The organism is uncultured Aquincola sp. (assembly GCF_964001545.1).
Lineage (GTDB): Bacteria > Pseudomonadota > Gammaproteobacteria > Burkholderiales > Burkholderiaceae_C > Aquincola.
The window spans coordinates 1-11,346 of the sequence record NZ_CAXFDV010000092.1; the positions used below are offsets into that span (position 1 = coordinate 1).

General features: G+C 68.8%; 10 protein-coding genes. 7 read left to right on the forward strand and 3 right to left on the reverse strand.

Going from position 1 to position 11,346, the window contains the following annotated elements; genetic code table 11:
* Nucleotides 1–190 precede the first annotated feature (190 nt).
* The 3 genes from ABNT58_RS03270 (at nucleotide 191) to ABNT58_RS03280 (ending at nucleotide 2,025) form a co-directional block, all read left to right on the forward strand.
* Nucleotides 191–409 (forward strand): hypothetical protein, encoded by a 219-nt coding sequence (locus ABNT58_RS03270; RefSeq protein ID WP_348752082.1) that lies wholly within the window; start codon nucleotides 191–193, stop codon nucleotides 407–409.
* 216 nt (nucleotides 410–625) lie between these two features.
* The gene (locus tag ABNT58_RS03275; protein ID WP_348752083.1) at nucleotides 626–1,612 is read left to right on the forward strand and encodes a sensor domain-containing diguanylate cyclase; all 987 of its coding nucleotides are present in this window, start codon (nucleotides 626–628) and stop codon (nucleotides 1,610–1,612) included.
* Between the two features lie 137 nt (nucleotides 1,613–1,749).
* Nucleotides 1,750–2,025 carry a hypothetical protein gene (locus ABNT58_RS03280; protein WP_348752084.1) on the forward strand — a complete coding sequence of 92 codons (276 nt, stop codon included), beginning with the start codon at nucleotides 1,750–1,752 and terminating at the stop codon, nucleotides 2,023–2,025.
* Between the two features lie 277 nt (nucleotides 2,026–2,302).
* On the opposite strand, the gene ABNT58_RS03285 is transcribed toward ABNT58_RS03280, so the two are convergent.
* Nucleotides 2,303–2,497, reverse strand: a complete 195-nt coding sequence (locus ABNT58_RS03285; protein WP_348752085.1) for a hypothetical protein — start codon at nucleotides 2,495–2,497, stop codon at nucleotides 2,303–2,305.
* A gap of 94 nt (nucleotides 2,498–2,591) precedes the next feature.
* On the opposite strand from ABNT58_RS03285, the gene ABNT58_RS03290 reads away from it, so the two are divergent.
* Complete coding sequence (locus tag ABNT58_RS03290; RefSeq protein WP_348752086.1) at nucleotides 2,592–4,040, forward strand: NAD-dependent succinate-semialdehyde dehydrogenase; 1,449 nt, start codon at nucleotides 2,592–2,594, stop codon at nucleotides 4,038–4,040.
* Here the strand turns inward: ABNT58_RS03290 and ABNT58_RS03295 are convergent.
* On the reverse strand, nucleotides 4,027–6,096 hold the full coding sequence (locus ABNT58_RS03295; RefSeq protein WP_348752087.1) for an ATP-binding protein: 2,070 nt from the start codon (nucleotides 6,094–6,096) through the stop codon (nucleotides 4,027–4,029). The genes ABNT58_RS03290 and ABNT58_RS03295 overlap by 14 nt on opposite strands.
* Before the next feature lie 60 nt (nucleotides 6,097–6,156).
* A complete protein-coding gene (locus ABNT58_RS03300; RefSeq protein WP_348752088.1) occupies nucleotides 6,157–7,233 on the reverse strand; it encodes a PDDEXK nuclease domain-containing protein in 1,077 nt (358 codons plus the stop codon).
* Nucleotides 7,234–7,525: 292 nt separating this feature from the next.
* On the opposite strand from ABNT58_RS03300, the gene ABNT58_RS03305 reads away from it, so the two are divergent.
* From ABNT58_RS03305 to ABNT58_RS03315, 3 genes are all read left to right on the forward strand, one after another.
* A complete protein-coding gene (locus ABNT58_RS03305) occupies nucleotides 7,526–8,026 on the forward strand; it encodes a formate dehydrogenase subunit gamma (protein ID WP_348752091.1) in 501 nt (166 codons plus the stop codon).
* On the forward strand, nucleotides 8,023–9,603 hold the full coding sequence (locus ABNT58_RS03310; protein WP_348752089.1) for an NADH-ubiquinone oxidoreductase-F iron-sulfur binding region domain-containing protein: 1,581 nt from the start codon (nucleotides 8,023–8,025) through the stop codon (nucleotides 9,601–9,603). The genes ABNT58_RS03305 and ABNT58_RS03310 overlap by 4 nt, the downstream gene beginning before the upstream one ends.
* A gap of 19 nt (nucleotides 9,604–9,622) precedes the next feature.
* Nucleotides 9,623–11,346, forward strand: a 1,724-nt coding sequence (locus ABNT58_RS03315; RefSeq protein ID WP_348752090.1) for a molybdopterin-dependent oxidoreductase, incomplete at its 3' end; no start/stop codon positions are given.

Genomic DNA, 11,346 nt, shown 5'->3' on the forward strand with positions numbered 1-11,346 from the left:
CCCGGCCAAGCAGGTGGCCTCGTACTTCAGCGCCCTCTTCAACGGCGACGCCGACGCCCGCCAGGTGATGGTGGCCACGCTGCGCCAGTGGTGGGCGGGGGTGGCGCCGGGGCGGGCGGAAGAGACGCGCTGACGAGGCACGGCAGTTGCCGCCCTGCGGGCATCTGTAACGCTCAGACAAGGAGAACCCATGAGCCAGACCGACAACGACAACGTCGAAGCCATCTACCAGGAACTGGTCAAGGGCGTGGGCCGCGAGAAGGTCACCGAGGCCAACGCCACGCGCCTGATTGAGCTGGCCGACCGCGACAAGCACACCGTGCTGGCCGAAGAGCTGCGCGAATGGGCCATGGGCTGCGGCGGCGCGGTGACGCAGGGCCAGAACCAGGGCGGCAGCTCGGCTTCCTGACGACAGGCAAGGTCAGCATTTGCCTGGCCACGCACCGGTGCCAGGCCGGTGGCGGGCGCCGGATCGGCGCGTGTTGACGAGACAATCGCGCGATCCCCGCCTCACAGCGGCGCCACCGTTTTTGCATTTGCCCACGGCCTTGGTCGTCGGGCCGGTCGGCTCCGGCAGTCGTGCATCCGGCGGACTTGTACCCCGCCCGCACCGACTGCGCCGACCATGCCGCTGCCCCCCCTTGAACGCCAGCTGCTGCTGGGCTTCATCTTCGACCACCTGGTGGACGCGGTAGTCACCGTCTCGCGCAGCAACCGCATCGTCGCCGCCAACCAGGCCACCTTCAGCCTGTTCGGCTATACCGAGGCCGAACTGCTGGGCATGGAGCTGTCGCAGCTGATGCCCGAGCGCTACCGCGCGGCGCACCGGCACGGTGTGGAGGCTTACATGCAGTCCGGCGGCCAGGTGCGCAGGACCGAGGGCTACGTCGACGTGATCGGCCTGACCAGGGACGGCCGCGAGATCCCGATGTCCTTGAGCATGGCCTGCACCCATCACAATGGCGAGCTGTTCCTGACCGGTGTGCTGCGCGACATGTCGGAGCTGGCGCAGGCGCAGGCCACCATCCGCCGGCAGCTCGACGAACTGCGCGCCGCCAACCTCCGCCTGCAGGAACAGGCCGAGCGTGACCCGCTGACCGGCGTGCTGAACCGGCGCGCACTGCAGCGGGTGATCGACGAGCACTGGGCCGCCGCCTGTGCCGACCGCTGCCCGCTGGCGGTGATGCTGTGCGACATCGACCACTTCAAGCGCTACAACGACACCTACGGGCACCTGGAAGGCGACCGCTGCCTCAAGGCCGTGGCCGAGACGCTGACCCAGGCGCTGGGCGCCCACGGCACCGTGGCCCGCTTCGGCGGTGAAGAATTCCTGGCCTTGATCCACCCCGGCGCCCCCCTGACGGCCGAGAGCGCTGCCGCCCAGGCGCAGGCCGCGGTGCGGGCGCTGGGGCTGCCACATGCCGGCTCGCCCGATGGCCACGGCGTCACCGTCAGCATCGGCGTGGCGGTGCAGCAACCCCACCATGACCGCCCCGACGCCCTGATCCGCCATGCTGACGACGCGCTGTACCTGGCCAAGCGCACCCGCGACCGCTATGTGGTGTGGAGCCCGCAACTGCTGGGCGGTGCGGCGGCTGCGCCGGGTGAGTGAAGGTGCGGCCCGGCATGGAGGCCTGGCGTTGTGGTGCGTGCGCTGCCGCTGCAGGCAAGATGGGCGCCTCTCTTCCTGCCAGGTGCCCATGACGTTCGGGTGCACGGGCCGGTGTCCCCCACATCGGAGCAACCACCGTGGCCAATCGAAGCTATCTCTACGCCAGCGATGTCATACCGGGCCAGCCAGACGCCGAAGGCGGCAAGCTGGTGGGCCTGTCGGAATGGCGTTACGACATCCCCCTCGTCTTCAAGCTGCTGGCCAGCGGCCGTCCGCGGCTGTGCCCGTCATTGGTCTGGAGCGGCTACGGCGATGTCGCCATCGTCGGCGACTACGCGGCCGGCCTGGCGGCGCTGGACGCGTTTCTGGCGCACTTGCCGCACGCGGCCCCCGCAGCAGACGCCCGCGAGTGAACGCCGCGACCGCAAGCAGACCATCCTGCCGGCCATCCGCTGGCTGACAGCGGGCTGGACGCGTCCATCTCCGCGGGCGATGGTCTGTGGTCGGTCGCCACGATGAAGTACCTGATGCCCGAGTCACTGCTGCCGGTGTGCAGCCCGTCGCTCATCCATCCGCGCAAGCGGCTGGCGCAGCAGCAGCTGGCCAAGCTGCCTCTGATCCAGCAGAGCACGCGGCCATCTGCCTGGCGGCACCGGTTCGATTCAGTGGGCCTGGGCGTGGCCCGGGTGTCTAGTTGTGGGAGCCGCGCTTGGACTCTTCGGCCTGGCCGCGCTGGGCCGATCCCTTTTGGTGGGTTGGCAGCGGCGTGCCCGTGGGCGCCGGGTCCTGGCCGGTGCCGGTGTTGTTGATGCGCTCGGCCATCCAGTCGTTGGTGGTGTGTTCATCGGTGGGCGGTTGCTGCACCGGCAGGTTGCGTTGTGACATCGTCTGCTCCAGGTTGTCGAAACCTTGCTGCGGCAAGCGTTGTGCCGACGGTGCGACACTTTCCGGCTCAACATCTGTTCAGTGAGGAGCGCGCATGACGACGAATGCCTACCGAGACACCCGGCTGCTGATCGACAACGAATGGGTTGATGCCGCCGACGGCCGCACCCTGGATGTGCTGAACCCCGCCACCGGCAAGCCCATCGGCCGCGTGGCCCACGCCAGCCGTGCCGACCTCGACAAGGCCCTGGCCGCCACGCAGCGCGGCTTCCAGGCCTGGCGCAACACGCCCGCGCATGAGCGTGCCGCCATCATGCGCAAGGCCGCCGGCCTGGTGCGCGAGCGGGCCGACGCCATTGCCCCGTTGATGACGATGGAGCAAGGCAAGCCGCTGGCCGAAGCCAAGGTGGAAGTGATGTCGGCCGCCGACATCATTGAATGGTTCGCCGACGAAGGCCGCCGCACCTATGGCCGCATCGTGCCGGCCCGCAACCTGGCCGTTCGGCAAATGGTGCTGAAGGAAGCGGTGGGCCCGGTGGCCGCCTTCACGCCCTGGAACTTCCCGATCAACCAGGTGGTGCGCAAGCTGTCGGCCGCGCTGGCCACCGGCTGCTCGTTCCTGGTCAAGGCACCGGAAGAAACCCCGGCTTCGCCGGCCGCGCTGCTGCAGGCCTTCGTCGATGCCGGCCTGCCCGCTGGTGTGGTGGGCCTGGTGTTCGGCAACCCGGCCGAGATCTCCAGCTACCTGATCGCCCACCCGGCCATCCGCAAGGTCACCTTCACCGGCTCCACGCCGGTGGGCAAGGAACTGGCGGCGCTCGCCGGCCAGCACATGAAGCGCGTGACGATGGAACTGGGCGGCCACGCCCCGGTGATCGTGGCTGAAGACGCCGACATCGACCTGGCCGTCAAGGCCCTGGCCGGCGCCAAGTTCCGCAACGCGGGCCAGGTGTGCATCTCGCCCACCCGCTTCCTGGTGCACAACCGCGTCAAGGAACGCTTCATCGACGGCTTTGCCTCGCGCGTGCAGGGCCTGAAAGTGGGCGACGGCCTGGCCGACGGCACCACGCTGGGCCCGCTGGCCAATGCCCGCCGCATCAGCGCCATGGCCAAGGTGATGGAAGACGCGCGCCAGAAGGGCGCCCGCATCGTCACCGGCGGTGAGCGCGTGGGCAGCGAAGGCAACTTCTTCGCGCCCACCGTGCTGGCCGACGTGCCGCTGGACGCCGACGTGTTCAACAACGAACCCTTCGGCCCGGTGGCTGCGGTGCGTGGCTTCGACACGATGGAAGAAGCCATCGCCGAAGCCAACCGCCTGCCCTTCGGTCTGGCGAGCTATGCCTTCACCCGCTCGCTGGTCAACGCGCACAAGCTGTCGCAAGACCTGGAAGTGGGCATGCTGTGGGTCAACCAGCCCGCCGCCCCCTGGCCCGAAATGCCCTTCGGCGGCGTCAAGGACTCGGGCTACGGCTCCGAAGGCGGCCCCGAGGCGCTGGAGCCTTACCTGGTGACCAAGTCGGTGGCGATCCTCAACGCTGATTAAGCTGGCTGCTCAGCAGGCCCTTCACCCGCGCCACCAGCGCCTCGAGCGTGAAGGGCTTGACCAGCACGTCCATGCCGGCCGCCAGGTCGGCGGCGCCAAGCACCGCGTTGTCGGCATAGCCGGTGATGAACAGCACCCGCAGCTGTGGCCGCAGGGCCAGGGCGGCGTCGGCCACCTGGCGGCCGTTGAGTCCGCCCGGCAGGCCGACGTCGCTGATCAGCAGGTCGAAAGGCTGGGCCGACTGCAGCAGTGCCAGGGCGCCGGGGCCGTCTTCCGCGGTCGTCAGGCTCAGGCCCAGGTCGTGCAGCGCATCGGCCACCAGCAGGCGCACCTCGGCGTTGTCTTCCACCAGCAGCACCTGGCCGCTGAGGGTCGGCTCGGGCTGCGCCTGCGGCAGGGCCATGGGCGCGGCCGCTGCCGGCCGGGCAGCCTCGGTGCTGCGGGGCAGCAGCAGCCGCACCGTGGTGCCCTGGCCCGGCACTGAATCGATCTGCACCTGCCCGCCCGACTGGCGGGCAAAGCCATACACCATCGACAGGCCCAGCCCGGTGCCGCGGCCGATGGGCTTGGTGGTGAAGAAGGGATCGAAGGCCCGCGCCACCACTTCGGCAGGCATGCCGATGCCGGTGTCGCTGACGCTCAGCGCCACATAGTCGCCCGCCGGCAGATCCAGCGCCGTGTCGTCTTGTGCCAAGTGCTCGTTGGCCAGCGCCAGTTGCAGCACGCCGCCGTCCGGCATCGCGTCGCGGGCATTGATGCACAGGTTCAGCAGCGCGCTTTCCAGCTGGTCCACGTCCACCCGCGTGGGCCACAGCCCCGGCGCGGGCGCATGGCGCCATTCGATGCCCGGCCCCAGCGAGCGGTGGATCAGCTCGGCCATGCCGGCCACCAGCTCGTTGAGGTCGGTGGGGCGCGGCGCCAGCGTCTGGCGGCGTGAGAAGGCCAGCAGCCGGTGCGTGAGCGTGGCCGCTCGCCGCGTGGCACCGCGGGCGCTGGTGAGGTAGCGGCCCAGGTCGGCATGGCGGCCACGCTCGATCAGTTTTTCGATCAGCTGCAGGCTGCCGCTGATGCCTTGCAGCAGGTTGTTGAAGTCGTGCGCCAGCCCGCCGGTCAGCTGGCCGACGGCTTCCATCTTCTGGCTGTGGCGCAGCATCTCCTCGGTGCGGCGCAGCGCATCGGCCTGCTCGCGCTCGGCCGTCACGTCGCGGCCGACCGCGCTCATCACGCCATCGCCCGGCGTGGCCGTCCACGAGATCCAGCGGTAGCTGCCGTCGCGGTGGCGCATGCGGTTGTCGAAGCGGTGCAGCGAATGGCCTTCGGCCAGCTGCTGCAGCTGGTGCTGGCTGGCCTGGCGGTCTTCCAGGTGCACCAGGCCCATCACGTCGGTGCCCAGGGTGTCGTCTTCGGTCCAGCCCAGCAGCTGCGTCCACGCGGGGTTCACGGCCAGCACGGTGCCGTCCAGCCGGGCCACCAGCATCAGGTCGGAGCTGAGCTGCCACAGCCGGTTGCGGTCGGCGGTGCGCTCGGCCACCTGGCGCTCCAGCGAGGCGGCGGCTTCGGTCAGCCGCTGCTCGGCCAGCATCTTGCCGGTGGTCTCCAGCGCGGTGTCCAGCATGCCCAGCACCTGGCCGCGCTCGTCGCGCACCGGGCTGTAGCAGAAGGTGAACCAGGCCTGCTCGGGCCGGCCATGGCGCTCGACCACCAGCGGCAGGTCTTCCACGAAGGTGGCTTCACCCGCGTAAGCGCGTTCCAGCAGCGGCCGGATGTCGGGCCACACCTCGGCCCACACCTCGTCGATGGGCTTGCCCAGCGGGGCGGGCTTGTGGCCCAGCATCGGCCGGTAGGCGTCGTTGTAGAGCAGCGTGCGCTGCGGCCCCCAGGCCATGCACTGCGGAAAGCTGGAAGCCAGCATCATGTTGACCGCCACCCGCAACACCACGGGCCAGCCCGCCATCGGCCCGAGCACGTGCGTCGACCAGTCGAACGCACGGAACTCCGCCGCCATGCCGCTGTCGCCGGCCGGGAAGTTGTCGGGGGTGGGGGGTGGGGTGGGCAACGGGTGTGACAGGGTGGGGTTGCGCTGATTGTGGCGGGGTTGGTTGGTGGGCGGGGGGGCTTAACGGTCCCGCGATCGCTCGTCCCCCAACAACGCCCGCTCACGCGCCAGCTCCGCCTGCAGCTCGGCTTCCGTCGGCAAATAGGCTTGGTACCGGCTGGCAAACAACTGGTCGCCGTCGGCCAGGCGTGAGTACCGCGCGACTGCGGCGTTGCGTTCGCTGCACAGGATCAGCCCGATGGTGGGGTTGTCGCCGGGCTGGCGTTCGCGCTCGTCGAACACGCGCACGTACATGTCGAGCTGGCCCACGTCCTGATGGCTGAGCTTGCCCACCTTCAGCTCCACCAGCACGAAGCACTTGAGGATGTAGTTGTAGAAGACGAGATCCACGAAAGCATCTTCATCTTCGATGCGCAGGTGCTTTTGCCGCGCCACGAATGCAAAGCCTTTGCCCAGCTCCAGCAGAAACCTCTGCAGGTTGTCCAGCAGGCCCTTCTCCATATCCTGCTCATAGAGCGCCGCGCCGGGCCGTGCGCCCAGAAAGTCCAGCACGTAAGGGTCTCGGATGAAGTCGCGCGGGTCGGGCGGCGTATCGCGCTGCACAAGGGCAGCTGCCTCGGCCTGCAGCGCTGCCTTGTCCTGGCTGGACAACAGCCGTTCGTAGTGCAGGGTGCTGATCTGGCGGTCGAGGGCGGCAAAGCTCCAAGTTTGTGAAACGGCCTCGGCGGCGTACCATGCCCGGGCCTGGGGATCGGCCACCCGCATCAGGCGGCGCAGATGCGACCAGCTCAATTCGCGACACGGCATGTCGCAAATCTCCGTCCACCCATAGGTCTGGAAGAACTGCCGGAAATTCCGCAGGTTGGCCGCGGAGAAGCCACGGCCGAACTCCTGCGTCAGGCGTTGACCCAGCGCCTCGAGTTGGCGCGCACCATAAGCCGCGCGGGCTTGGCCCGCCTGTTCGTGCTCGACGATGAGCCGGCCGACCTGCCAATACGCCTGCACCATGGCTTGATTGACGCTGCGGTGAGCAAGGCCGCGCGCGTGCGCCAGCACGTGGCGCACTTGTACATAAAGCTGTTCTTCTGGCACGGCTGGCGCCGTCGTGGCTGGTTGAGTCTTCAAACGCCGTTTCATCATGCGGTCTTGATGCCATCGCTTGGCGTGTGCTGAGGGGACGTTTGCTGGCGTGTCGACGTCGCAGCTCTTGGACGTGATTCTCAGGCACTTCGGCATACCGCAGCCTTCGGCATTTCGGGTTTTCCTTTAGGTCATCCACAGCCTAAAGCCCAGGCCACCCCCGCCCTATTGCCGTCCCCCCGCCCGCCTCCTAGAGTGCGCCATCTGCGAGGTGACGATGCCCAGCCCCCTTCATGCCCCCGGTGCCCCAGTGGTGCCTGCCAACGACGCGCTGCCGGTGTCGTTGTCGATGCCTTCGGCCCATGCGGCTGCGGTGCGGCGCATCGCGGCGCCTTTCCAGGACATGCCCGGCGGGCTGCTGCCGGCCTTGCACGCGGTGCAGGACACGCTGGGCCACGTGCCGCGCGAAGGCGTGCCGGTGGTAGCGGATCTGTTCAACCTTTCGCGCGCCGAGGTGCACGGGGTGCTCACCTACTACCACCACTTCCGCACCGAGGCACCGCCCCGCCACGTGGTGCAGGTGTGCCGGGCCGAGTCGTGCCAGGCCATGGGCGCCGACGCCTTGATGGCCCATGTGCAGCTCACGCTGGGCTGCGGCGGCCACGGGCAGGCGCACGGCACCCGCTCGGCCGACGGCCGCTTCGGCGTGGAGCCGGTGTACTGCCTGGGCCTGTGCGCCTCGTCGCCCGCGCTCACGGTGGATGGTGAACCGCATGCCCGCATGAGCCCGGCACGCTTCGACGCCGTGATTGCCGAACACATCGCCGAACAGGCGGAGGCCCAGGCATGAGCGCCCCCGACACCATCACCGTCTACGTGCCGCGCGACTCGGCCGCGCTGGCCGTGGGCGCCGACCGCGTGGCCCGCGCCATCGCCGCCCAGGCCACGCAGCGCGGGCTGCCCGTCCACATCGTGCGCAATGGCTCGCGCGGCATGTTCTGGCTGGAGCCGCTGGTGGAAGTGGCCACGCCGCAGGGCCGCATCGCCTACGGGCCGGTGGACGCGGCCGACGTGCCCGGCCTGTTCGACGCCGGCTTCCTGCAAGGCGGCGCGCATGCGCTGGCGCTGGGCGCCACCGAAGAGATCCCGTTCCTCAAGCAGCAAGAGCGCCTGACCTTCGCCCGCATGGGCATCGTCGATCCGCTGTCGCTGGCCGACTACGAAGCGCATGAAGGCTATGCCGGCCTGCGCCGCGCGCTGGAACTGGCGCCTTCCGAGGTGGTGCAGCAGGTGCTGGACTCCGGCCTGCGTGGCCGCGGCGGCGCGGCCTTTCCGGCCGGCATCAAGTGGAAGACGGTGGCCGGCACCAAGGCGCCGCAAAAGCACATCGTCTGCAATGCCGACGAAGGTGATTCGGGCACCTTCTCCGACCGCATGACGATGGAGGGTGACCCCTTCGTGCTGATCGAAGGCATGACCATCGCCGGCCTGGCGGTGGGGGCCACGCAGGGCTGGATCTATGTGCGGTCCGAATACCCGCATGCCATCGCCACGCTGGAATCGGCCATCGGCATCGCGCGCCAGGCCGGCTACCTGGGTTCTGACGTGATGGGCTCGGGCCGCGCCTTCGAGCTGGTGGTGCGCAAGGCCGCGGGCGCTTATGTGTGCGGTGAAGAAACCGCGCTGCTGGAAAGCCTGGAAGGCAAGCGCGGCATCGTGCGCGCCAAGCCGCCGCTGCCGGCCATCGAAGGTTTATTCGGTCAACCCACCGTGATCAACAACGTGATCACGCTGGCCACGGTGCCCATCATCCTGGCCAGGGGAGCCGATTTCTACAAGCACTACGGCATGGGCCGTTCGCGCGGCACGCTGCCCTTTCAGCTGGCCGGCAACCTCAAGCACGGCGGCCTGGTGGAAAAGGCCTTCGGCCTGACGCTGCGTGAGCTGCTGTTCACCTTCGGCGGCGGCAGCGCCAGCGGCCGGCCGATCAAGGCCGTGCAGGTGGGCGGGCCGCTGGGCGCCTACCTGCCTGAATCGCAATGGGACCTGCCGCTGGACTACGAGGCGTATGCCGCGGTGGGCGCGGTGGTGGGCCATGGCGGCATCGTCGCCCACGACGACAGCGCCGACATGGCCAAGCTGGCCCGTTATGCGATGGAGTTCTGCGCGCTGGAAAGCTGCGGCAAGTGCACGCCCTGCCGCATCGGCAGCACACGCGGGGTGGAGGTGATCGACCGCATCACGCTGCACCGCCAGCAGCCCGCCGCCCATGCGCAGCAGGTGGCGCTGCTGAAAGACCTGTGCGACACGATGCTCTACGGCTCGTTGTGCGCGATGGGCGGCATGACGCCTTACCCGGTGATGTCGGCCCTCAACCATTTCCCCGAAGACTTCGGCCTTTCCACCCCGCAACGCGAGGCGGCCTGAGAGCCGGCAGGAGAACCCCATGCTCGACGCCCACCCTGAGATCGACTACGGCACGCCGCGCCGCGAATCCACCCAAGAGGTGACGCTGGAAATCGACGGCCAGCAGGTGACGGTGCCGCAAGGCACGTCGCTGATGCGCGCGGCCATCGACGCCGGTGTGCAGGTGCCCAAGCTGTGCGCCACCGACAGCCTGGAGCCCTTCGGCTCGTGCCGGCTTTGCCTGGTAGAAGTGGAAGGCCGCAAGGGTTACCCGGCCAGCTGCACCACGCCGGCCGAAGCCGGCATGAAGGTGCGCACCCAAAGCCCCAAGCTGCAAGAGCTGCGCAAGGGCGTGATGGAGCTGTACATCAGCGACCACCCGCTGGACTGCCTGACCTGCGGTGCCAACGGCAACTGCGAGCTGCAGGACATGGCCGGCGTGACCGGCCTGCGCCAGGTGCGCTATGGCGTGGGCGACCAGTACGGCGGCGCCCACCACCTGAACAGCGCCAAGGACGAGAGCAACCCGTACTTCACCTACGACCCCGCCAAGTGCATCGTCTGCAACCGCTGCGTGCGGGCCTGCGAAGAAACGCAGGGCACCTTCGCGCTCACCATCAGCGGCCGCGGTTTCGAGTCGCGCGTGTCCGCCGGCATGGACGAAGCCTTCATGGACAGCGAATGCGTGAGCTGCGGCGCCTGCGTACAGGCTTGCCCCACCGCCACGCTGCAGGAAAAAACCGTCATCGAGTTGGGCCAGCCCGAGCACAGCGTGACCACCACCTGCGCTTACTGCGGCGTGGGCTGCGGCTTCAAGGCTGAAATGAAGGGCAGCGAGGTGGTGCGCATGGTGCCGTGGAAGAACGGCGCCGCCAACGAAGGGCACTCCTGCGTCAAGGGCCGTTTTGCCTGGGGCTATGCCACCCATGCCGACCGCATCACCACGCCGATGATCCGCAAGAAGATCACCGACCCGTGGCAGGTGGTGAGCTGGGAAGAAGCCATCAGCTACGCCGCCAGCGAGTTCAAGCGCATCCAGGCCGAACATGGGCGCGACTCGATCGGCGGCATCACCTCCTCGCGCTGCACCAACGAAGAAACCTACCTGGTGCAAAAGCTGGTGCGCGCGGCCTTTGGCAACAACAACGTCGACACCTGCGCGCGGGTGTGCCACTCGCCCACCGGCTACGGCCTGAAGCAGACGCTGGGCGAATCGGCCGGTACGCAGACCTTCAAATCGGTGGAGCATGCCGACGTGGTGATGGTGATCGGCGCCAACCCCACCGATGGCCACCCGGTGTTCGCCTCCCGGCTGAAGAAGCGGCTGCGTGAAGGCGCGCAGCTCATCGTCATCGACCCCCGCCGCATCGACCTGGTGAAGTCGCCGCACATCCAGGCCGCCTTCCACCTGCCGTTGCGCCCCGGCACCAACGTGGCGGTGCTCACTGCGCTGGCCCACGTCATCGTGACCGAAGGCCTGCTGGCGCGCGACTACATCGCCGACCGCTGCGATGCCAAGTCCTTCGGCGAATGGATGGACTTCGTCGCCCGGCCCGAGCATTCGCCAGAAGCCACCGAGGCCACCACCGGCGTGCCCGCGGCCGACCTGCGCGGCGCGGCGCGGCTGTATGCCGGCGCCGGCAACGGCGCCATCTACTACGGCCTGGGCGTCACCGAGCACAGCCAGGGTTCCACCATGGTGATGGGCATCGCCAACCTGGCCATGGCCACCGGCAACATCGGCCGCGAGGGCGTGGGCGTGAA